Annotated in this window: 21 protein-coding genes and 6 tRNA genes; 7 read left to right on the top strand and 20 right to left on the bottom strand. The window is 61.6% G+C overall.

The genetic code is table 11. The features are described 5' to 3' along the window. Positions 1-8 precede the first annotated feature (8 nt). The 8 genes from VMF11_12075 to rpmG form a co-directional block, all read right to left on the bottom strand. Positions 9-368, bottom strand: coding sequence for an STAS domain-containing protein (locus VMF11_12075; protein HTU71041.1), 360 nt, complete (start codon positions 366-368; stop codon positions 9-11). A 63-nt stretch (positions 369-431) separates the two neighbouring features. Then, on the bottom strand, positions 432-833 hold the full coding sequence (locus tag VMF11_12070) for a hypothetical protein (protein ID HTU71040.1): 402 nt from the start codon (positions 831-833) through the stop codon (positions 432-434). 196 nt (positions 834-1,029) lie between these two features. Continuing rightward, positions 1,030-1,731 carry a 50S ribosomal protein L1 gene (gene rplA / locus VMF11_12065; GenBank protein ID HTU71039.1) on the bottom strand — a complete coding sequence of 234 codons (702 nt, stop codon included), beginning with the start codon at positions 1,729-1,731 and terminating at the stop codon, positions 1,030-1,032. After that, the gene (gene rplK / locus VMF11_12060) at positions 1,731-2,153 is read right to left on the bottom strand and encodes a 50S ribosomal protein L11 (protein HTU71038.1); all 423 of its coding nucleotides are present in this window, start codon (positions 2,151-2,153) and stop codon (positions 1,731-1,733) included. Before rplK ends, rplA begins: the two co-directional genes overlap by 1 nt. A gap of 318 nt (positions 2,154-2,471) precedes the next feature. Next, positions 2,472-2,984, bottom strand: a complete 513-nt coding sequence (gene nusG / locus VMF11_12055; GenBank protein HTU71037.1) for a transcription termination/antitermination protein NusG — start codon at positions 2,982-2,984, stop codon at positions 2,472-2,474. A 238-nt stretch (positions 2,985-3,222) separates the two neighbouring features. Further along, complete coding sequence (secE, locus tag VMF11_12050) at positions 3,223-3,477, bottom strand: preprotein translocase subunit SecE (GenBank protein HTU71036.1); 255 nt, start codon at positions 3,475-3,477, stop codon at positions 3,223-3,225. A 27-nt stretch (positions 3,478-3,504) separates the two neighbouring features. Then, positions 3,505-3,580 (bottom strand) — tRNA-Trp (locus VMF11_12045). A 105-nt stretch (positions 3,581-3,685) separates the two neighbouring features. Continuing rightward, positions 3,686-3,850 carry a 50S ribosomal protein L33 gene (gene rpmG / locus VMF11_12040; GenBank protein HTU71035.1) on the bottom strand — a complete coding sequence of 55 codons (165 nt, stop codon included), beginning with the start codon at positions 3,848-3,850 and terminating at the stop codon, positions 3,686-3,688. A gap of 167 nt (positions 3,851-4,017) precedes the next feature. Here rpmG and VMF11_12035 point away from each other — a divergent pair. Beyond that, positions 4,018-4,091, top strand: a tRNA-Arg gene (locus tag VMF11_12035). A gap of 39 nt (positions 4,092-4,130) precedes the next feature. On the opposite strand, the gene VMF11_12030 is transcribed toward VMF11_12035, so the two are convergent. Together VMF11_12030 and msrB are read right to left on the bottom strand one after the other, a co-directional pair. Next, positions 4,131-5,768: an HD domain-containing phosphohydrolase gene (locus VMF11_12030; protein HTU71034.1), complete on the bottom strand. Its 1,638-nt coding sequence runs from the start codon at positions 5,766-5,768 to the stop codon at positions 4,131-4,133. 150 nt (positions 5,769-5,918) lie between these two features. Continuing rightward, positions 5,919-6,326 (bottom strand): peptide-methionine (R)-S-oxide reductase MsrB, encoded by a 408-nt coding sequence (msrB, locus tag VMF11_12025; GenBank protein HTU71033.1) that lies wholly within the window; start codon positions 6,324-6,326, stop codon positions 5,919-5,921. 96 nt (positions 6,327-6,422) lie between these two features. On the opposite strand from msrB, the gene VMF11_12020 reads away from it, so the two are divergent. Continuing rightward, positions 6,423-7,310, top strand: coding sequence for an exopolyphosphatase (locus VMF11_12020; GenBank protein HTU71032.1), 888 nt, complete (start codon positions 6,423-6,425; stop codon positions 7,308-7,310). Between the two features lie 9 nt (positions 7,311-7,319). On the opposite strand, the gene VMF11_12015 is transcribed toward VMF11_12020, so the two are convergent. The 5 genes from VMF11_12015 to VMF11_11995 form a co-directional block, all read right to left on the bottom strand. Next, positions 7,320-8,108, bottom strand: coding sequence for a hypothetical protein (locus VMF11_12015; protein HTU71031.1), 789 nt, complete (start codon positions 8,106-8,108; stop codon positions 7,320-7,322). A 118-nt stretch (positions 8,109-8,226) separates the two neighbouring features. Beyond that, positions 8,227-8,301, bottom strand: a tRNA-Thr gene (locus VMF11_12010). Positions 8,302-8,325: 24 nt separating this feature from the next. Continuing rightward, positions 8,326-8,399, bottom strand: a tRNA-Gly gene (locus tag VMF11_12005). Between the two features lie 20 nt (positions 8,400-8,419). Further along, positions 8,420-8,507: transfer RNA gene (locus tag VMF11_12000), tRNA-Tyr, on the bottom strand. Between the two features lie 73 nt (positions 8,508-8,580). Next, complete coding sequence (locus tag VMF11_11995; GenBank protein ID HTU71030.1) at positions 8,581-9,039, bottom strand: GNAT family N-acetyltransferase; 459 nt, start codon at positions 9,037-9,039, stop codon at positions 8,581-8,583. 55 nt (positions 9,040-9,094) lie between these two features. Here VMF11_11995 and VMF11_11990 point away from each other — a divergent pair, with 55 nt between their 5' ends. Then, entirely contained in the window at positions 9,095-10,678 is a 1,584-nt protein-coding gene (locus VMF11_11990; protein HTU71029.1) for an NAD(P)/FAD-dependent oxidoreductase, read from the top strand. A 29-nt stretch (positions 10,679-10,707) separates the two neighbouring features. On the opposite strand, the gene VMF11_11985 is transcribed toward VMF11_11990, so the two are convergent. Then, complete coding sequence (locus tag VMF11_11985) at positions 10,708-14,388, bottom strand: TonB-dependent receptor (protein ID HTU71028.1); 3,681 nt, start codon at positions 14,386-14,388, stop codon at positions 10,708-10,710. A gap of 341 nt (positions 14,389-14,729) precedes the next feature. Here VMF11_11985 and VMF11_11980 point away from each other — a divergent pair. The 4 genes from VMF11_11980 (at position 14,730) to VMF11_11965 (ending at position 16,997) form a co-directional block, all read left to right on the top strand. Next, positions 14,730-14,815: transfer RNA gene (locus tag VMF11_11980), tRNA-Thr, on the top strand. 17 nt (positions 14,816-14,832) lie between these two features. Next, positions 14,833-15,180: a hypothetical protein gene (locus tag VMF11_11975; GenBank protein HTU71027.1), complete on the top strand. Its 348-nt coding sequence runs from the start codon at positions 14,833-14,835 to the stop codon at positions 15,178-15,180. A 99-nt stretch (positions 15,181-15,279) separates the two neighbouring features. Continuing rightward, a complete protein-coding gene (locus VMF11_11970; GenBank protein ID HTU71026.1) occupies positions 15,280-16,221 on the top strand; it encodes a substrate-binding domain-containing protein in 942 nt (313 codons plus the stop codon). Beyond that, positions 16,218-16,997: a substrate-binding domain-containing protein gene (locus VMF11_11965; protein HTU71025.1), complete on the top strand. Its 780-nt coding sequence runs from the start codon at positions 16,218-16,220 to the stop codon at positions 16,995-16,997. The genes VMF11_11970 and VMF11_11965 overlap by 4 nt, the downstream gene beginning before the upstream one ends. 44 nt (positions 16,998-17,041) lie before the next feature. Here VMF11_11965 and sigH read toward each other — a convergent pair whose 3' ends face one another. The 4 genes from sigH to cysE all read right to left on the bottom strand — a co-directional run bounded on the left by sigH (position 17,042) and on the right by cysE (position 20,707). Beyond that, on the bottom strand, positions 17,042-17,689 hold the full coding sequence (gene sigH, locus VMF11_11960; protein ID HTU71024.1) for an RNA polymerase sporulation sigma factor SigH: 648 nt from the start codon (positions 17,687-17,689) through the stop codon (positions 17,042-17,044). Positions 17,690-17,826: 137 nt separating this feature from the next. Continuing rightward, the gene (gene rlmB / locus VMF11_11955) at positions 17,827-18,627 is read right to left on the bottom strand and encodes a 23S rRNA (guanosine(2251)-2'-O)-methyltransferase RlmB (GenBank protein HTU71023.1); all 801 of its coding nucleotides are present in this window, start codon (positions 18,625-18,627) and stop codon (positions 17,827-17,829) included. After that, the gene (cysS, locus tag VMF11_11950) at positions 18,609-20,036 is read right to left on the bottom strand and encodes a cysteine--tRNA ligase (GenBank protein ID HTU71022.1); all 1,428 of its coding nucleotides are present in this window, start codon (positions 20,034-20,036) and stop codon (positions 18,609-18,611) included. Before cysS ends, rlmB begins: the two co-directional genes overlap by 19 nt. Continuing rightward, positions 20,024-20,707, bottom strand: a complete 684-nt coding sequence (gene cysE, locus VMF11_11945) for a serine O-acetyltransferase (GenBank protein HTU71021.1) — start codon at positions 20,705-20,707, stop codon at positions 20,024-20,026. Before cysE ends, cysS begins: the two co-directional genes overlap by 13 nt. Between the last annotated feature and the right edge of the window lie 25 nt (positions 20,708-20,732).

Raw genomic sequence — 20,732 nt, 5'->3', positions numbered from 1 at the left:
CTACGAAGCTACGAATCGGCCCGCGCTGAAAACCGCTCCTGCAGTTGGTCGCGCGTTTCGGTGAGACGCAGGGGAGCTTCCAGACTCGTGATCTTGAAAAGTTTGCGCACCCGCGATTCGAGTGGAACGATCACACCGACGCGCTCGGGTGCGGCGTTGGCGGCGCGAACCAAAACGTTGAGAATGGTCGAGTCGAGATAGGTGCACGCGGTGAGATCGACGATCACCGGACGGCTGCCCTCGAGCTGCTTCTCGATCAGTTCGGCAAACCGGCCCGCGACTGCGATGTCGAGCTCACCGTCGATAACGAGAATCTCGGCCCAGGGCAGAGACTCGTGGGCCACCCCGAAGGTCCCGTTACCTTCCATACCCATCACCATAGACGTACCTGTAGTCAAATACAACCTGGGGGCAATCGCCGTGAAACGCCCTCAACGAGCCGCGAACGCACGCGCGGCGGTCATGATTTCCCCCTGTATTTCGTGTAAGGGTTCGTCCCGCAGCATCAGCGCCGGAACACGATCGGCCAAGTGCGGATTACTCCCGTGGAACCAGGCTCGCACGGCCTCGGGATCGTTTGCACTGCCGATCATCGCGGCGATCTGCAGTGCGAACCGCAGGACGTTCGAGCGCTGCGGAAGCCGGCCAGTGGTCCATTGCGCAACGGCGCGCGTCTCGCCGACGCCGCCGATCGTCGCGACCGTCTTCGCTCCGAGAAGAGAGATGAGCTCGCCGACCGCCTCCTCGATCGGGAGCGACATCGCCCGCTGGTGGGCTTCAGGGGCGGAGAGCTCGCCGCGGTCAATCGCGTCGTTTCGCTTCAGTTCACGCATAGTTCCACGCATATTTTTACCGGTCGAGTCACGCCTTAAATCACGGGCAAAATCCCTAGCAATAGTAATGGCGGAAACACGGCCGATAGTCAAGCCCCAATTTGTTGGACCCCAAAAAAAGGAGCCCAGCCTTCCGGCCGGGCCCTCTGTTCCTGCGCCGCGCAACGTCGGCGCAGCCCACTCTTCCTTGCCCCTCCTACGCGGTGGCTTTGACCCGGTTCGGATCGATTTTGACGCCGGGCCCCATTGTGCTCGCGAGCGTCACGCTTCGCAAGTACGTGCCTTTGGCCGCCGACGGCTTTGCGCGCACGATCGCGTCGAGCAGGGCACTGACGTTCTCGAGCAGCTGATGCTCGTCGAATGCCGCCTTGCCGACGATCGTGTGGATGATGCCGGCCTTATCGAGCCGGTATTCCACCTTACCGGCCTTGATGTCGCGAATCGCGCCGGCGATGTTGGGCGACACGGTCCCGGCTTTTGGATTGGGCATCTTCTGGGCAAGGATGCGCCCGAGTTCCTTACCCACTTGCGCCATCATGTCGGGCGTCGCGACCGCGACGTCGAACTCGGTGAAGCCCGCTTTCAGCCTGTCGATCAACTCCTGATCTCCGACGACGTCGGCGCCCGCCTCTGCGGCAGCTTTCGCGTTGTCGCCCTTGGCGAACGCGATCACGCGAACCGTGCGCCCCGTACCATGCGGCAGCAACACCGTGCCGCGCACGTTCTGATCGCTCTTCTTCGGATCGACCCCGAGGCGGATGTGGATCTCCACCGTTTCATTGAACTTCGCGTTCGCGTTCTTCTTCACGAAGCCGATCGCTTCGGCCGGCGTGTAGAGCGCCTTTTTATCGAAGTTGGCGACGAGATTTTTGTAACGCTTGCCATGATGCTGCGGCATTACTCCACCTCCACGCCCATCGAGCGCGCCGTTCCGGCGATGATCTTCTTGGCGGCATCGATGTCGTTGGCATTGATGTCGGGCATCTTGATCTTGGCGATCTCCTCGAGCTGCTTTTGCGTCAGCTTCCCGACCTTGTTGCGATTGGGTTCTTTCGAGCCCGACTCGATCTTCAGCGCCTGCTTGATCAGAAACGACGCCGGCGGCGTTTTCGTGATGAACGTGAACGTACGATCTTCGTAGACCGTGATCTCGACCGGAATGATCATACCCGCCTGCGAAGCGGTACGTTCGTTGTACTGCTTGCAGAAGTCCATGATGTTCAGCGAATAGGGGCCCAGCGCGGGACCGATCGGCGGCGCGGGCGTTGCCTTGCCGGCCGGGATTTGGAGACCGATTTTTCCTACGACCTTCTTTGCCATGTGTTTGTCTTTCGCTTGGTACGGTACGCCTTTCGTGCACGGCGTTCCGCACTTGGAAGACGCGGGGCAACATCGTGTTGCCGACGGTTATGTGGCCGCGCCTCCCGCCCATCCGGGGCTCCGGCGCGTCCCAAGTCTTCCTTCGTTGCGGAACGCCCTGCGAAAAGCGTCCCTACCCCTAAGAAATCTCATACGTCGGGGTTGTCGCATGAGAAACCGAGTTATTATGTCATCCTGAGGTGCGAGGGCGCAAGCCCCGTCATGCTGAGGTGCGAGCGCGCAGCGCGAGCCTCGAAGCACGGAAGGACGAGGGACCTACTACACCTTTTCCACCTGGAAGAATTCGAGTTCGACCGGGGTTTCGCGTCCGAAGATCGAGATGAGCGCTCGCAGGCGTTCTTTTTCCGGCTGGATCTCGTCGACGACGCCGGTGAAGTCGAAGAACGGACCCGACGTAACTTTGACGCGATCGCCCTTGGCAAAGTCGATCTTGAGCTTGGGCGCTTCGATGCCCATCTGCTTGAGGATCGTCTTGACTTCTTTCTCTTGCAACGGCACGGGTTTCTCGCCCGGACCGGGGCTGCCGACGAAGCCGGTCACACCTTGCGTGTTGCGAACGACGTACCACGATTGGTCGTCCATGATCATCTCGACCAGGACGTAGCCTGGGAATACCTTCTTGGGCGTGATCTTGCGCTTGCCGTCCTTGAACTCGACCTCGTCTTCCATCGGCACGAGCACGCGGAAAATCTTTTCGGCCATGTTCATCGAGTGGATACGACGCTCGAGATTGGCTTTGACCTTATTCTCGTACCCCGAATAGGTATGGATGACGAACCAGTTTCGGTTGTCTTTCTTCGCCGGTGCCGGGGATTCGACCGCATTCTCATCGTCGACGGCCTCCGCCACACCGTCGGCAGTCATGCTGTCAGCGGCAGCGACGTCGTCGGCGATGTCGTCTTCGAGCGGCGGCGGCAGGCTTGCATCCGCCGGCACGTCCTCGTGCACGGCTTGCTCGTCTTTGTATTCTTGGTCGTGGTATACGTGTTCGATATCGGACATCATGATCTTAGGTGCCGGCTGGATGGAGGAAATTGAGCAGCGCACCGATGCCGTTGTCGAGCGCCCAGGTGTACAGACCGATGCCGATGACCAGCGCGAGCGTCAGGATCGTCGCGGAAACCCACTCGTTGCGAGTCGGCCACGTCACGCGGCGCAACTCGGTGAACACGCCGCGCACGAAATTTTCGCCGGCCACGGATCGTGCCTGGCGACTCGTCGTGCTCGTTCCGCGCCCTTGCGCGGTTTTCTTTTGCTCGTTCACCAAACTCTTCGCTCCCGGGATCTAATTTGGCAGGGCGGACAGGACTCGAACCTGCAACCGGCGATTTTGGAGACCGCTACTCTACCAATTGAGCTACCGCCCTCCATTTTTGCCCAGTGCTTCGTTGCGACGACCCTCATGTGCCCTTGCACACATCGGGTCGTCGCGCCTCGCCCCGGCCAAAAACCTATGCTCTATTGCGTCGCGCTTACTTCGTTTCGCGGTGGGGACGGTGGCAACGGCAGAAGCGGCAGTACTTGCTCAGCTCCAACCGGTCCGTCGTCTTCTGCTTGTTCTTCTGCGTGTTGTAATTGCGGCGCTTGCACTCGGTGCAGGCCATCACCACCATCACGCGATTCTCTTTTTTCGCCATCTGTTAGTTTACCACGCGACATGAAATAAACGGCCCGCAGGACCGTTCTTAGCCACAAGACTGTACCACAGCCCCGGCGCCCGTGCAAGGGTACCGCCGGCGGGGTAAGCCGGCGGGACCGCCGCAGGCGGGTCGCTGCGGAGGATGTGGAATTAAGCGCGGGATGAGCGCTCGTAGCTCAATTGGATAGAGCAAGGCACTCCTAAGGCCGAGGTTGGCGGTTCAATTCCGCCCGAGCGCAGGAGTTCTGAACCAGGGCTGCGTTGCGCGCAGCCCCCTTTCAGCCGAGGGGAGCGGGGTTGCCCTCCTCGCGCCAGGCAACGAAGCGGTCGACCAGATCGGGATCGAATTGCGTGCCGGCGCAGCGCTGGAGTTCGGCCAAGGCCGCATCTTCCGTAATTCCGCGATGATACGGCCGGTCGGCAACCATGGCGGAGAACGCGTCGAGGATCGAAATGGCGCGCGCGAGCGGGTGGATTTGCTCGCCGGCAAGTCCGGCAGGATAGCCGGTGCCATCCCAGCGCTCGTGGTGTTGGCCGACGATTTCGGCCACCTCGGCATACCCGGGGTGCTGCATCAACACGTGGCGTCCGTACTCGGCGTGGAGCATCACGGCCTCGTATTCGACCTTGCTCAGGGGGCCCGGCTTGCTCAGCATGCGATCGGCGACCAGCAGCTTGCCCACGTCGTGCATCAGGCTCGCCTGCAAGAGCGTCACCAGCGAGGCATGATCGAGATCGAGGTTGTGCTCCGACCACGACTTGGCCATAGCATTGACCTGTAAGAGGTGCACGCGCGTGAACGGATCGCGGTTGAGCAAACTCTCGACGATCGGTTCGATTCCTTCGAACGCACCGTAAACCGCGTGCGATCCGGAGTCCTCGCTGCAAACCGCGGCACCGCCGAGTTTGCGGCTGTGGCGCGTGCGCTGCTCGCATAGCGCAAGGATCTCGGCACGCGAACCGGCATCGAGCGGTGCGACCGCGTAGCCGCAGGCGATCGTGATCGGCAAGGTCTGGTCGTCGCTCACGTACGCAAGATCCGAGAGTCTTGCCATGACGCGTCCAACGGCGTGGCTCGCCAGATCGCTTGCGCCGTCGCGAAGAATCATCATGAAGATGTCGCCTCCGAAGCGGCCAACCGCAATCGTGTCGTCGGCATCTTCGAACTCGCGCAAGACGGCGGCGATCCGGCGCAATACGTCGTCTCCCTCCGCGTAGCCGTAGAGTTCATTGAATTGCGCGAAATTGATCACGTCGAGCATGATCGCAACGATCGGTTGCGTGGAACTCGCGACCGCCAGCGCCTGATCCAACTGGCGACAGATGCGTGAGTGATTCGCGAGTCCCGTCTGCGGATCGTATTCCGCCGTGCGCTGCAGCGCCTGATACATCCGCTGGTTCTGCACCGCGACACCGAGGAAATGGCCGATCGCTGCAACCGTCTCTACGTCGTCGCCGGTGTACGCGCCCTCGTGAACGCTTTGCACGGAGAGGCATCCCACGACCGTTCCGCCGACGCGCATCGGTACGAAGATCGCCGAATGCGTGTCGTTGGTCCAGGGACGATCCGGATTGATCGGGTACGTCCCCTCCGGCGCCCAAATCTCGCGGCGATTGCCCCAAATGATTTGCGAGGTCTCGAGCACGGCGCGGGCGCGAGAGCGCTCGGTGAGTGGAATATGCGGATATCTGCGAATCTCACCGTGGTCGTAGATATACTCGATCGCGTGCTGCCCGTTTTGATGCGTAAGAGCGATAAAGACGACGGCCGAATCGAGGTATTCGGGCAGCAGCGTCGTGAGACGTTCGAACAGCTCACCGAGCGAAAGATCGGTCGATAAAAGGGATGCCGCCCGCTGCATGAGCAGGCGATCGCTCGTACCGTCCGGGCGTGGCCCGACAAGTTGATCCTTCACAGTCGGCGAGCTCCTAAGGACTTTAGGCCCATGGTTCGCTCGCTTCGGGACGAACTCCGCCGTGATGCGGCGCCGTTTCTCGTAACGAATCGTAAAAAATGTACTACGATCCCCTAATGGCCCGGGCCGTGGCCCGGTCGCCGGTGGGTCCTACGTCTTCTTGAAGTCGAGTGAAAGCGAGTTGATGCAGTACCGCGTCCCGCGCGGACCGGGACCGTCGTCAAAAACATGGCCGAGATGTGAGTCGCAGCGCGCGCAGCGCACTTCGACGCGATGCATGCCGTGGCTAGAGTCGTCGAGCAGACGCACGTTCTGCTGCTCGCGCGGGTGCGTGAACGACGGCCAGCCGCAGTGCGAGTCGAATTTCGCATCGGCCGAAAAGAGCTCGTTTTGGCAGCCTCCACAGACGTACGTGCCGTCTTCCCGCAGGTTGAGCAACGAGCCGGTGAACGGACGTTCGGTGCCGGCTTCGCGCAAAATCGCATAGCGCTCGGGGCCGAGTTCCTCGCGCCATTTCGCTTCGCTCTTGACCACCTCGGGATTGCCTTCGTGTTTCATCGCATTCTAAAGAACGCTCGAGGGCAGGGGACGGATGCGTCGCGCGATAAGAAGCGCTCCCTTGCCTACGACCGCTTCGCGCCCGGAGGAATCGCTATGCGACTGATCACCCGTGCCGACCTCGATGGACTCACCTCGGCCATCCTTCTGCAAGAGGTCGAAGCGATCGACGAGATCGAGTTTGCCCATCCAAAGGACGTGCAGGACGGCAAAGTCGCCGTTACCGACCACGACATCCTCGCCAATCTGCCGTACGACGAGCGCGCCGGACTGTGGTTCGACCACCATGTCAGCCAGTCGGACGCGGCCTGGAATCCCGAGATGCGCGGCAACTTCGAGATCGCGCCCAGCGCCGCCCGCGTGATCGCCGATCACTACAAATCCGATCGGTTCGACAGATTCGCCGATCTTCTCGATGCGACCGACCGCCTCGATGCCGCGCTGCTGACGCGTGACGACATCGTCGATCCGAAGGGTTGGATCCTGGTCGGATACACGCTCGATCCGCGCAGCGGCCTGGGCGCGTTCAAAGAATACTTCCGCCACTTGATGAGCCTGGCGAAAGCACAAACCGTCGATCAGATTCTGCAAGATCCGCAGGTTCGCAAGCAGGTCGATCGCCTCAAAGCCGAAGAGCCCGCGTTTCTCGAGCATCTCAAGGAAACCTCACGGCAAGACGGCAACGTCGTGATCACCGACGTGCGCGGGCGCAAGAACCTTCCCAGCGGCAATCGCTTTCTGATCTACGACCTTTTCCCCAGCGCGAACGTTTCAGCGCGTGTAGCCGACGGACGCAACAACGAGTTCGTCTCGATCCAAGTGGGTCACAATATTCTCAAGCGCGATTGTAAGACGAGCATCGGCGACATGATGGCTCAGTACGGCGGGGGCGGACACACGGGTGCGGGAACCTGCCAACCCGCGCCGGGCGACGCGGATCGTGTTCTCGGCGAAATCGTCACGATCCTGAAGAACAACGGCTAGCGCGAGCGTCTAATATTCCAGGTAAAAACTGACGTTCGGGAGCGTCGTCGGCCACGTTGGGCCGATTTCGACGTCGATCACTTCGTGTGAGTACAGGGGCACCGTCACCGGGTTCGTCCCGTAGAATGTGAGATCGGTTGCCGGAACCAGACCGTTGTTGCTATCGCCCCGGTAGACTTGACCGCTGGTAAAAACGCGAACCGGGCCGGTGAACGGGCCGAAGTGATTCGAGTCCGCGGTGATGCCCCAGACATCGAGAATGTTTTGCACCGTATACATCGTGCCCGTGATCGGAATGTTGTTCGGATCGGGATCTTCGACATGGACGATGCCGCTCGAGTCGTGCGTGTGGATGTGATAGAAGCAGGTCGCGGTGTCGATGAATCCATCATCGGGCGGTCCGGGGTTCTCCATGCCGATCGCGATCGGCAGCGCCGCTTGTTGACCGTTCACGTAAATTCCAAGGTAGACGTGGATGTGGTAGTTGTTCGACATCGTCGGGTCGCACGTGATGCCGTCGACTGGCGAGCCCTGACCCCCGGTTGATGTGTCGCCCTGCGAGGGCGTGAACATGCCGGTCTGACCGCTCACGCTTCCTTGCGAGGTCTCGATCGTAGAGGACGAAGCGCCTGGCGGCGTCGGCGTCGGTGTCGGCAGCGGTGTGGCAGTCGGCGCCGAACTCGCGGCCGGTGCGGGCGGTGTCGATCCGCCACCGCCGCCGCCGCAGGCGACGAACGTGACGGGAACGGCAATAGCGAGGACGGCGGCGAGCCCGAAGCGGAGGCGGTTCTTGCTCATCCCTGGCATCGTAGCGAATGCCGATGGCCGTCTCTAAAGTCGATTTACCCGGTCCCGTTAGGACTTGCGGCCCAAGAAGTAGAGGAAAGCCTCGCAAGCGAGCGAGGCTTTCTTGAAGTGGAGCCGTCGACGAGGATTGAACTCGTGGCCTTTTCCTTACCAAGGAAATGCTCTACCACTGAGCTACGACGGCGCTTACCGGCACGATCGAACCGTCTGGAGCGGGCGGCGGGAATCGAACCCGCGCTGTCTGCTTGGAAGGCAGAAGCACTACCACTATGCAACGCCCGCGCGTCACGCACAAGACAAAATGGTGGGCCGGGCTGGATTTGAACCAGCGTAGCGCTTTCGCGCGCCGAATTTACAGTCCGGTGCCATTAACCACTCGACCACCGACCCACGTCTCAAGCACGGCTAACGACGGTACGATACCACGGGCCCCGAGTCCTCGCAAGGACGGACCCGACCCTTATTACAAGGGCGCGTTGAATTTCACGAAGATGCGCTCGCGCAGCCATCCGGCTCGCTCGTAGACGCTCTGCGCGCGTTGGTTCTCGGCGGCCGTCTCGAGAAACATTGCCGCGGCGCCGTTCTCGCGCGCGTACGCGAGCGCGGCGCCGATCAACGACCGCGCGATTCCGCGCTTGCGCCAACCCGGCTCGACGAAGAGATCTTCCAAGATCAATACCGGGGCGAGGCGCACGGTGCTCCACGACTCGAAGATCTGCACGAATCCAACCGTTTCGCCGCCGGCGTTCGCTACGAACACGGTGCTGGTCGCGTCGCGCAGGTGCTTTGCGACGAACCGGCGTTCGCTCGCCGCGTCCGGCTCCTGCCCGTAAAAGACGCGGTAGGAGCGAACCAGCGGCAGCAGCTGTTCGATGTCATCGGAACGGGCACGGCGCACGGTGACGTCGATGGTTGTGTTCATGGCGGCGAATTACCGCCCGGAGGGGCCGCTTTCCCGCCCGACCAAAGACCGCCCGATGCCCAGAACCTATGATGCGATCGTGATCGGCGGCGGTCACAACGGCCTGGTGACGGCGTGCTATCTTGCACGCGCGAAGCGGCGCGTGCTCGTGGTCGAACGCCGCTACATCGTCGGCGGCGCCTGCGTGACCGAAGAAACATTTCCCGGGTTCAAAGTCTCGACCGCAGCCTACGTCAATAGTCTCTTCCGGCCGGAAATCGTGCGGGATCTCGATCTGAATCGCTACGGCTTCGAAGCGATCGAGCGCGATCCAGCCTCGTTCACACCCTTTATCGACGGCCGCTACCTCATGCTCGGACGCGGTCTCGCACGCGATATCGACGAGATCGCCAAGTTCAGCCGGAAAGACGCGGACGCGTTTGCACGCTATGAAGCGATGTTGCAGCGCGTCGCCTCCGTGATCGAACCGACCCTGACCCAGATCCCGCCCAACGTGCTGCATCCGGCGCTCGGCGATCTGGTGAACCTCGGCAGGATGGGACGCTCGCTGCAAAAGATGGGTCCGGCGATGAACGAGGCGGTCGAAATGCTCAGCGGCGCAGCGCGTCCGATCCTCGATCGCTGGTTCGAGAGCGAGGAGCTCAAAGGTACGCTCGCAACCGACGCGATCATCGGCGCGTTCATGGCGCCCTCGATGCCGGGCACCGCGTACGTGCTCTTCCATCACGTGATGGGCGAGACGAACGGCAAGAAGGGCGTGTGGGCGTACGTGCGCGGCGGTATGGGCGGTCTGACGCAAGCGCTGGCAAGCGCGGCGCGAGACCTTGGCGTCGAGATCAAGACCGACGCCGAAGTCGCAAAGATTCTTCTCAAGAACCGCACCGCGGTTGGCGTTGCCTTGCGCAGCGGCGACGAATATCGCGCGAAAAAAATCGCCAGCGGCGTCGACATGCATCTGACCTTCGAGCGGCTGCTCGATCCGGCAACGTTGCCCCCGGCCTTCCGCGAAGCGGTCGCGCGCATCTCGTACGACAGCGCGTCGGTGAAGATCAACGTCGCGCTCGAGCGTCTGCCGAGTTTCACCGCGTTGCCCGGCCACCAGCCGGGACCGCAGCATCACGGCACCGTGCACTTCTGCCCCGATCAGGACTTTATCGAGCGCGCCTACGACGACGCGAAATACGGCCGTCCCTCGAAGGAGCCGGTCGTCGAATGCTGTCTACCGTCCTCGCTCGACCCAACGATCGCACCGCCCGGGAAACATCTCATGTCGATGTTCGTGCAGTACGCGCCCTATAGACTGAAGGACGGCCCCTGGACGGAGGCGATCAAAAACGAATTTGCCGATCGCTGTTTCGCGATCGTCGAGCGCTATGCGCCGGGATTCACCTCGTCGGTGATCGACCGGCGGATCCTCAGCCCGGTCGACATCGAAGAGACGTTCGGTTTGACGGGCGGCAACATCTTTCAAGGCACGATGCCGCTGCACAATCTCTACGCGCTGCGTCCCGTACCCGGCTATGCGAACTACAAGACGCCGGTGAAGAATCTCTACATGTGCGGTGCCGCCGCGCATCCGGGCGGCGGCGTGATGGGAGCGCCGGGTTGGAATGCAGCGCGCGCCATGCTCCGCGATTAACGGAGCACGACGCGCGCCGGTAGCCGGCGCTACAGTTTGAGCAGCGCCTCGACGTAGATTTGGAACGGCTGTTTTGTCGTCGTGTTCAGACCGGAGATGTCGAACGGTCCGAGCGACGGTTCGTATGGATACTGAAGGAACGGTTGAACCGTATCGCCGGGATTGTAGGTATTCCCGCCTGCCGGAACGATCGGCGCAACGAGTCCGTCGCCGACGACGCCATAGCTGCAGAAATTTCCGTTCGGACTCGTCCAGGCTTCCTTGCTCCCGCCGAAGCACGCGTTGACGATGTTGGTCAAGTCGGCGATGACCGTGACGCGCGGCGAGAGGTCGTAACTGAGCTGCAAGTTGAGCATCATCTGACTGGGCTGGATGAACGACCCAAGCGGATCGAACTGGTGCGTGTACGGGTCGGGAATCGTGATGTTGTCGCCCGTGTCGCACGTCGAATAGTCGACCGTGCCGGTCGACGGGTTTCCGTAGGGATAGCGCGGATCGGCGCCCGTGCCGAAGACGCCTGCGCACTCGTCGGGAGCAAGCCCCGGCGTCGTGTTCGGCGCGCCATAGCGCGTCCCGGCCTGGAATTGCAGTGACGGCGTCACCGCCCACTTATCGTGCTTGTAGTTGAGCACGATGGTTGCAACGTAGGGAGCACCGAAAGCCGAAGCCGAGGTTCCGATTCCCGCCGGGAAGATGTCGTAGGTCGGGAATGACTGATTTGGGTTGATCAACGGCTGCAGCGGTGCGTCCCAGTAGGGGTTGCCGTAATCGCCGGCCGCACATGCCGGGTCGGGCGCCCCGGCCGCAGTGTAGCACGGCGCGGCGGCCACACCGCTCATCGTGCTTCCGCAAACAGCCTGGCCGTACTGCGTCTTGCCTGCATTGGCCGGGTTTGCGCACGCACTCGTGTACGCGTTGTATTGTGCGATACCCGCGTTGAGGGGCGTGATGATGGTTTGGCCGTTGCCCAGGGTCTGGTACTTGATCGTCGAGTACGTGTAGGCGAAGGAGAGAAGTCCCGAGAGGCCGTTTCGGCTGAAATCACCCTTCTGCAGTTGGAACTCGACGCCGCGGCTGCTCTGCGCGCCCACGTTCAGCTCCGAGATGAACCCTTCCGCTTGATTCAGGAAGAAGTTCTGGAGCTGATTCTCGGTGTGGCGGAAGAACGGCGTGAGCTTGAACGAGATGTCCGTACCTTTGAAAGTATGCTCGAGCGAGAGGTCGGCGTTGGTCGACGTTGGTGGATAGATCGGATAGCTCGGTGAGGTACGGCCGAACGGCAAAAACACCGGCCCGAGGACCGTGAACGGTTCGTCGAGCTGCAGCGTGTTGTACTGTTCGGTCGCCGTGTCCGGCGGCTGCGAGTACTTACCGATCGAGCCGCGCCAGACCGTATACGGATTCTGGGTGTACGTGAAGGCAAAGCGGGGTTCGAAGGAGTCGAAGGTTTGCGTCGAGCCGTTGACGTCGTTGTTGAGACTCGCTTGCGCCTGGCCCGCCGCGGCGCAGTCGCCCGGCGCGACCCCGAGCGCGCTAACATCCGTGGTCACGCCGTTCGATACGCACGTGTCGAGATTGTAGGCGTTGTACCAGAACTGACGGGCCGGGCCCTCGTTCGTATTTTGGCCGACGAACCGGTATTCGTTTTCACGCACACCGATGTTGAAGAGCAGTTTATCGGTGGGACGGAACTGATCGGTCAATGAAAGCGCCGTGAATTGCGGCGTGACCTGATTGTAGTAGCCGTATTCACCGTTCTCGGCAGATAGGTAGGTGCATGCGGTCGATGCAACGTTCGGATCCGCGCACGTCGTGGGGAGCGCGGGTACGGTAGAGGACGCGATTTGGCTCCAGGTCGCGAACTGCGCCGGGGGCGCGCCGAGCGTCGGGTTGCACGAGACAGCGGTTCCCCCGGCGCCCGAATAGCAATATCCGCTGTATGGATCGGCCGCGTTGACCGCGACGTAACCGTAGGGCTGCAGGGCGAAGTTGAGCATCTGCTCGTTGTTGTCGCGAATGGCGTTGGAGGTTGTGTACGACCCTTGCAGCGAGATGAGGTTGGCATCGTTGATCTGATCGGCGAAGGTGGCCGAGACGCCGCGCGTGTGCGAAGTCAGCTCGTAATCCGGCGCCGTGTCGCCGAGGCCAGGTCCGACCAGCGCTGCGTAGGTGAGATTTGGACCGTTTAGCAGCCAGTCGCTGTAGTAGGTGTAACCGTAGACGCGCAGATACGCGTTTTCGCCGAAGTTCTTCTGATACTGAACCTTGAGGATCTCCTGATCGTTCTCCGATCCATCGCGTTCATTCGCCGGAACGAACGAACACGGCGCACCGACCGTGTTCTCGGAAGGACACGAGTCGGCGAATCCGGGGATGTTGGCGTAACGCGGCGTCGGCCCGCTCGGATAGTAGTAGGGGCTCACGCAACTTGCGCTCGCATTGGCTTGCGCGGCACTCATCGTCGTCCCGATGTTGCCGGGACAATTGTATGCATAACCGTCGACCCAATACGGCTGACCGTAAGCCGTACTCGTATTTCCGAGGGTAGCGTCGTCGAGGCTTTGATAGAAGCCGTTGAGGATCGCCTCGCTGTCCCAGAGCACTTGGACGTCGTCGCGACCACCGTCGTGTTTGTGCGGCAACGCGAAGTGCACGTTGACGACGACGTCGCGCACCGAAAGCGTCGCCGGTTCGAGATAGTTGAACGGCGCTTGTTGCCAGAGGTTCACATTAGGATCCGACGCTTCCGGTGTCGCGGTGAGCGGGATCCCGAGGTAATCGTAGGCCGGACTTCCGTTGTAATTGTCTACGTACCGTGGGCTCTGATTATAGCCGCCCACACCGGCATAATACGAAAACAGACGGTCCGGCGTCGCACCGCCCGCTTCGACCGAAGCGTGATGGTAGAATGCCGGCGCTCCAATGCCGAGATCGGCGTTGGCGTAGCCCGGATACGTTCCGGACTTGATCACCTGGTTGATAAAACCGGCCAGACCTTGACTTTCGGAGTTCGACGGTGCAGCGCCGGTATAGACCTGAACCTCCGCTTGTCCGAGCGATGACGCCGAGCCGGAGGGATAGTTGTCGAATGACCGGTTGATCGGGACTCCGTCGAATTCGTAGCCGACTTGATCGAAGTCACCGCCGCGAATATGGACGGTCTGGTAGTAACCGCCTTGATTGCCGGCGACGTACGCGCCCGGGATCGTGGCGATCGCCGAGTACGCGCTATTCAAGCCCCCGCCGCCGCCGACTGCCGCGACGCGCTGCTGCGTTGCGGCATTGACGGTGTAAACGTCCGACGTGGTACCCGATTTGACCAGGTTACCTGCCGCGCTGGAGGTCACACGCGCGATCTCTTTGAGGGCCGGCTGCATGACGATCGCGAGCGTCTGCACCGAGTCGGCGAACACCGTCGCGCCGCCCTCGGAGACGGGGTCGTAGCCATCCTTCGACACGCTAACCGTGTACGTGTCCGGGGCAAGGGAAAGAAAATTGAATCGTCCGGCGGCGTCGGTCGTCGTTCTGGCGACCTGCGACGCCCCGCTCGCGACGACGTTGGCGCCGGCAATGGGAGCGCCGGTAGCGGCCGAACTCACCGTGCCGCTCAAACCGCCTGTGGTGCCGGCCAGTGCCCATGTTTCCTGGCCGAGCATCGTCGCGAGCAAAATGATAGCAGTAAAGAACGGCCGCCGAATGGTACCCGTCATTGGCTTGCCTCCTAGCTTGAGGTTAAGGGATTTGATCCGCTGCCAATTCCGCGGCACCGAGCTGAGCACCCGCTGAGAAGCTGAGTATTGCCTGGCATTGAGAGTACCAGTTCCAGATACGGCCGGCCCCGGTTCGAGCGCTGCCCGTCAGCGTGACTCCCCAGCCTTGCAAAGGCGAGCCACGATTTCTATGCGCGAACGTTCGATACTCCCGGCGTCAATCCGAAAAAGTCTCGACCAATCCGCGTACATATCCGCCGCGTTTCCTGCCGTGCTGCGCGCCCGAAATCAGTGACAGGATAGCTACAAGCGGCCCGTTGAACGGAGGGGGTCGCGCTCGTGCCGGAGTCCCATAGCGGTCGATTGGATCGGTTTTGTAAACCGAAGACGAAAGTCCACGTGGGTTCGAATCCCACCTCCGGCTCCATCTGTTCCAGGAATCGTATGCAGCCCGTCAATCCCAAATGGCTCGAAAGCGGACTCGTGCTCGTGTGCGAGCGCTGTTTCAAGGAACGCATTCCCGAAGAAACTCCCGATGCGGCGGAACGTATCGGCGACTTCAACTTGCGAGACTGGCTCAAGTCCGAGCTCAAAGTAAACGGAGAGTGGGGGCCGATTCGCGTCATCTCGACGAGTTGCATGGACGTGTGCGCAAAAGGCAAAGTCACCGTATGCCTCGACCCCAAGAACGGCGATCCCGCGCGCGTCATCGTCGTCGATCCGGTCGAAGACCGACACGATCTTTACCGTGAAATCGTGAAATCCATGAGCCGCACGGGCCGATCCACGTAAAGCCGGGGGCTTGGCCAACCGAATACCCTTACAACCGAGTAGTCTTGGAACGCGGGTGAGTTCGGCTGCTTCCGCCCTTATGGGCAGGGGGTTCTTTTCATGGGCTTTCTCGCGCGCTTTGTCTGCCTCGTTGCCGCCGCGGCGATCTTCAACTCGTTCGCACTGGCCGCGCCGGCCGTTGCGGACACGACGATCCGAATCGGCGGTTCGACCAACGACACTCCGGCTCTGAAGCAGATCGCGGCGATCTATCACAGCGCGAACCCCGGGACGTCGTTCTCGGTCGCCGGGAGCAGTTCGGGCCAAGGGATCGCCGCGCTCAAAGCCGGCACGCTCGACATCGCTTGCTCCGACGTTGCGATCGACGATCCCGCATTCGACGATGCAACGATCGGAGTCGTCGGTTTCGTATTCGTCGTCGGCAAGGGTGCAGGCGTCAAAAATCTCACGCGTCAAGACGTGATCGGAATCTACTCCGGCAAGATCACCAATTGGAAACAGATCGGCGGCAACGACCTCTCGGTCGTGCCCTTCAGCCGGCCGATCGGCGCCGGGACCCGCTTCGTTTTCGAAATGACCGTCGCCAAGACGCTGATTCCGATGACGGTCGAGCCCGATGCCATCGCGGTCGTCAATGCGGTCGCGACGACGCCCGGCGGTATCGGCTACAGCTCGACCAACTACGTCGGTGACCATCAGGACTTGGTCGTCGACTACGAAGGCGTCGCTCCGACCGATCAAAATATCCTCGATCACATCTACAAGTTTTCAACCGACGAACATGCCTATACGTTCAAGGGCGCCGATCCGGCGGTCAAGGCGTTCCTGGCGTTTACCACGACGCAGCGCCAGATCCTAAAATCCTACGGCATCCTCGTTTCGGCCCTAACTCCGCTACGAGCGCACGCCGCGTTTTCGTCCGGAGAGCATCTCCATGTTCGGCGTCTATTAGCGGCGCTAACCGGCGACCAAGCAGGGCTTACGCGCTTCAACGTATCTAATCCAGTCAAACTGGGTGTAAATAAAGGAGCTTCATTATGAGATTGCAGGCTTTTTCCATTTTGGCCTCGCTTTCCACATTTCTACTTCTCGTCGGTCCGGCCGGCGCGGCGCAAACCATTACCGTACGCGGGACGACGAATCTCGCTCCGTTGGTGGCCGTGGCCGCGACCGAGTACCAAAGTTCGCATCCCGGCGTCGCAATCGACGTCAAGGGAAATAGCTCCGGCGCGGGCATCGCGGCGCTCAAGGACCACTCGGCCGACGTAGCGATGTCGGACGTCGCGGTCAGCGATCCCGACTTCGTCGATACCATCCTCGGCGTCGTCGGCTTCGCCTTCATGGTCAATCCCGACGTCGGCATTACGAATCTCACGCAGAAGGAAGCTATTGCGATCTATTCCGGCCAGGTGACGAACTGGAAGCAGATCGGCGGAAACGATCAGAAGATCGTTCTGATCGGCCGCGATATCGGTACCGGAACGCGCTTTGTCTTCGAAGACAAAGTCGCCAAGACGACGGTCCCGCTCACGATCGAACGGAACGCGGTTGCCGTCGTGAAGGCAACGGCCGCAACGCCCGGCGCGATCGGCTACTTGGCGAGCGGGTTCATCGGCGATGAGCAAAAGCTCGTGATCAGCTACGAAGGCATCGCGCCGACGCCTGAAAACATCCGCGACCACACCTACCCCTTCGCGACCGACGAGCACCTCTACGTGCTCAAGGGGGCCGCACCCGAGGTCTCGGCATTCGTGGCGTTCGTCAGAGCCGATACACCGGTACTCCGCAAGAACGGCGTCTTCCGACTCGAACCGTAGTAGTAGCGAAACGGCCGGTCCTCTCGACCGGCCGTTTTTTTACATCACTGGAATTCGAACTCGGCGAGGTTCTTCTCTATCTTCCGCTTGACGCGCTGGAGCGCGTTGTCGATCGATTTCACATGGCGGCCGAGATCGCGCGCCATCTCCTGATAGCTCTTTCCTTCGAGATACGATTCGAGTACCTGCGACTCGAGTTCGGATAGATTCTGGCGGATGCGCTGGCGAATGTCGTCGGAAACTTCCTGGGTGACCACGAGTTCCTCGGGATCGGACGTTTTCTGTGACGCCATGACGTCGAGCAGCGTACGCTCGCTGTCTTCGTCGTAGATCGGTTTGTTCAGCGAGATGTACTGATTGAGCGGAATGTGCTTTTGGCGCGTCGCCGTCTTGATCGCGGTGATGATCTGCCGCGTGATGCACAGCTCCGCGAATGCGCGAAAGCTCGAGAGCTTGTCCGCCTTGAAGTCGCGCACGGCTTTATAGAGGCCGATCATACCTTCTTGGATGATGTCCTCGCGGTCCGCACCGATCAGGAAGTAGCTCTTAGCCTTGATTCTGACGAAGTTCTTGTATTTGTTGAGCAGATATTCCATCGCCAGGTTGTCGCCCGATTTTGCGATGGCAACGAGTTCCTCGTCGGCCCTCTCGTTGTATTCCAAACCATCCGTCGCGGGATGGGTCATAGCCATAGTCGTTCTTGCCTTCGTTGGTCGATGCGCCGCAAAACGCGGGCCGGGGCCTCATCGGGCGCGGCACATCCACGTGATTATAGGAGGGGGTCCTGCCACAGTCAAGGCTTTATCTGGCAAAGCTAAAGCTTTGCCAGCTAAAGCCGCGTGGGTCGCTGCGCTCCCTCACGCTTGCGTTGCCTTAGCACCTCGTAAAGCAGCACGCCGGCCGCTACGGAGGCGTTGAGAGACTCCGTCCGTCCCCGCATCGGCACGCTGACCAGGTAATCGCACTCGCGGCGGACGAGCGGGGCAAGGCCTGAGCCCTCGGCGCCGATGACGAGCGCCAGGTCGCGATCGAAATCGGCCGCACTCATCGGCACCGAGCCCTCGCCAGCGGCGGCGCCGGCGACCCAGATTCCGGCCTTCTTGAGCGCTCGGATCGCCTCGCTGACATTGGCAACCCGCACGATCGGCAGATAGGCCGCGGCTCCGGCGGCGGCTTTGCGCACGGTCGCGTTGATACCGGCCGACCGCCGCTCGGGAAGAATCAGCGCGTCCGCGCCGGCGCACTCGGCGGTGCGCACGATCGCGCCGACGTTGTGTGGATCGGTCAGATGATCGAGGACGACGAAGAGCGCGTGCCCCGTTTTGCGCGATCCGATCACCTCGGAAAGCGCCGCATACGCGAAGGGCGGTGCGATCGCGATCACGCCTTGGTGCGTTTTGAAGGGCAACTGGGTGAAGAAGCCGCGATTCTCGAAACGGACGGCGACGTTGCGTTCCTTTGCCTGAGCGACGATCTTGCGCAGCAACGGGTCGCGCTTGCGATCCTCCGAGATATGAATCGCACGCAGCGGTTCGCCCGCGCTCAGCGCTTCTTCCACCACATGGATACCGTAGATGACGTCGTCGAAATCCAGGCGCGGCGCGCGCGGCTTTACGCGACGACGGTCCACGTCGTACCGTCCTTGGAGTCTTTGATCGCGATGCCGCAGCGTGCGAGCGCGTCGCGCAGACGATCCGACGCGGCCCAGTCTTTGTTCGCACGCGCGCGTGCGCGCGCTTCAATGACCGACGCAATCGCTTCTTCGGGGCTCGCGCCGTTGAACGCGAACTCGCCGGCGAGCTGCGCCCCCAACCGCTCGATGAAATCCGCCGGAACGGCGCTCTCGGGTTCGTGCAGCCAACGCTCCTTCGGTTCGATTCCAAGCAGCCAGAGCGCCCGTTCGAATTCTTCCCGCCCGCCCGCATGCGGCTGCCATGCGATCAGCGCCGCAATGGCGATCGACGTGTTCATGTCCTCGTCGAGCGCCGCTTCGATGCGTTCGATCAGCCCGCTCGATCTCGGCGCAGCATCCGGCAACGCGCGAAGCGCGCGAAACGCTTTCTTGAGCCGCGCAAGCGTCGAATACGCCGCCTCGAGCGATTCATCCGTAAAGTTCATCACCTTGCTGTAGCCGGTCGTCAGGAACGCCAGGCGGATCGCTTGCGGATCGTGACGATCGAGCAGATCGGCGAGCGGTTCGAAGTTGCCCAGCGATTTCGACATCTTGCGGCCGTCGAAATTGAGCAGGCCGCCATGCACCCAAACCTTCGCCATCGGCGGATGCGTCATCAGCGGCTCGCTCTGCGCGATCTCGTTCTCGTGGTGCGGAAAGATCAAGTCGGCGCCGCCGCCGTGGATATCGAAACCTACGCCCTCGGGATCGAGCAGCGTGCGCGACATCGCCGAGCACTCGATGTGCCAACCCGGCCGGCCCTCGCCATAGGGTTCGAAGGGCCATTTCGGTTCGCCCGGCTTCGCGAATTTCCAAAGCGCGAAGTCGAGCGGATCTTCCTTGAACTCCCCGACCTCGATGCGCGCGCCCGCCTCGAGTTCTTCGATGTTGCGATTGCTGAGCTTGCCGTAACGCGGAAAACTGCTGACCCGATAATAGATGCCGTCGGTGACGACGTACGCGTTGCCGCGTTCGATCAGCCCGCGAATCATCGCCTGAATCTGCGGAACGTAGGCCGTCGCGTACGGTTCCTCGTCCGGTTCCGCCACGTCGAGCTTGCGCATCGACGCCTTGAACTCACTGTAGTAGCCGCGCACGATCTCGCGCCAGTCTTCGCCGGTCTCCTTCGCACGGTTGATGCTGCGATCGTCGATATCCGTCACGTTTTGAACGTAGGTGACGCGAAAACCCTTGTGCTGCAAATACCGCCGCAACAGGTCGAAAAACAGAAACGAGCGCGCATGGCCCAAATGGGCTTGCGCCGAGGGGGTGAGGCCGCAGACGTACATGCGCACCGTCTCGCCGCGCAGCGGCGAGAACTCTTCGACCGAACGGGTACGCGTGTTGTAGAGCTTTAGATGACCCACGACCAGGTCTCTTCGCCGTCTTCGCGTTCGACCTGTGCCACACGGGCTTCGAGTTGTTCCAGCCGGCGTTGCAGTTGACTGATGGTGTCGGCATTCGGATCGGGCATTTCGACCTGCGGGCGGTCGGGCACGATGCGCACCGGTTTGCCGTCCTGCGCCACGACGTGTGCCGGAATTCCGACCACCGTCGCATTGGCGGGAACGTCGCGCACCACCACCGACCCGCTGCCAATGCGCGCATCATCCCCCACGACGATTGCACCGAGCACGACCGCGCTTGCACCCACGACGACCCCACGGCCCAGCGTCGGATGCCGTTTCGTGTGGGCGAGGCTCGTACCGCCGAGCGTGACGCCTTGGTAGATCGTGCATCCGTCGCCGACTTCGGCCGTCTCGCCGATCACCACGCCCATGCCGTGGTCGATGAAGACGCGCTGACCGATCGTCGCCGCCGGATGGATTTCGATCCCGGTCAGAAAGCGAGCCACGTGCGAGAGCCAGCGGGCCACGAGCAGCCAGCGCCAGCGCCAGAGCCGATGGGTGACGCGGTACGCGGTGAGCGCATGGAAGCCCGGATAGGAGAGCACCACGTCGAGCCACGTCCGCGCGGCGGGATCGCGCTCGAGCGGCGCGCGCAGATCGCTGAGTAAGGTGCGGATCGGACCGGTCATTCCAATTAGTCTAACCTGCCGGTCA

It is taken from the genome of Candidatus Baltobacteraceae bacterium, assembly GCA_035502855.1.
Taxonomy (GTDB): domain Bacteria; phylum Vulcanimicrobiota; class Vulcanimicrobiia; order Vulcanimicrobiales; family Vulcanimicrobiaceae; genus Aquilonibacter.
Note: the sequence above shows the minus strand (reverse complement) of the source record. Positions and strands in the feature narration are given on the sequence as shown.

Excerpts from the sequence above, each read along its gene's own strand:
- VMF11_12075 (HTU71041.1), bottom strand. The coding sequence starts at position 368 with ATGGAAGGTAACGGGACCTTCGGGGTGGCCCACGAGTCTCTGCCCTGG.
- VMF11_12070 (HTU71040.1), bottom strand. The coding sequence starts at position 833 with ATGCGTGAACTGAAGCGAAACGACGCGATTGACCGCGGCGAGCTCTCC.
- rplA (HTU71039.1), bottom strand. The coding sequence starts at position 1,731 with ATGCCGCAGCATCATGGCAAGCGTTACAAAAATCTCGTCGCCAACTTC.
- rplK (HTU71038.1), bottom strand. The coding sequence starts at position 2,153 with ATGGCAAAGAAGGTCGTAGGAAAAATCGGTCTCCAAATCCCGGCCGGC.
- rpmG (HTU71035.1), bottom strand. The coding sequence starts at position 3,850 with ATGGCGAAAAAAGAGAATCGCGTGATGGTGGTGATGGCCTGCACCGAG.
- msrB (HTU71033.1), bottom strand. The coding sequence starts at position 6,326 with ATGAAACACGAAGGCAATCCCGAGGTGGTCAAGAGCGAAGCGAAATGG.
- VMF11_12020 (HTU71032.1), top strand. The coding sequence starts at position 6,423 with ATGCGACTGATCACCCGTGCCGACCTCGATGGACTCACCTCGGCCATC.
- VMF11_12015 (HTU71031.1), bottom strand. The coding sequence starts at position 8,108 with ATGAGCAAGAACCGCCTCCGCTTCGGGCTCGCCGCCGTCCTCGCTATT.
- VMF11_11995 (HTU71030.1), bottom strand. The coding sequence starts at position 9,039 with ATGAACACAACCATCGACGTCACCGTGCGCCGTGCCCGTTCCGATGAC.
- VMF11_11990 (HTU71029.1), top strand. The coding sequence starts at position 9,095 with ATGCCCAGAACCTATGATGCGATCGTGATCGGCGGCGGTCACAACGGC.
- VMF11_11985 (HTU71028.1), bottom strand. The coding sequence starts at position 14,388 with ATGACGGGTACCATTCGGCGGCCGTTCTTTACTGCTATCATTTTGCTC.
- VMF11_11975 (HTU71027.1), top strand. The coding sequence starts at position 14,833 with ATGCAGCCCGTCAATCCCAAATGGCTCGAAAGCGGACTCGTGCTCGTG.
- VMF11_11970 (HTU71026.1), top strand. The coding sequence starts at position 15,280 with ATGGGCTTTCTCGCGCGCTTTGTCTGCCTCGTTGCCGCCGCGGCGATC.
- VMF11_11965 (HTU71025.1), top strand. The coding sequence starts at position 16,218 with ATGAGATTGCAGGCTTTTTCCATTTTGGCCTCGCTTTCCACATTTCTA.
- sigH (HTU71024.1), bottom strand. The coding sequence starts at position 17,689 with ATGGCTATGACCCATCCCGCGACGGATGGTTTGGAATACAACGAGAGG.
- cysE (HTU71021.1), bottom strand. The coding sequence starts at position 20,707 with ATGACCGGTCCGATCCGCACCTTACTCAGCGATCTGCGCGCGCCGCTC.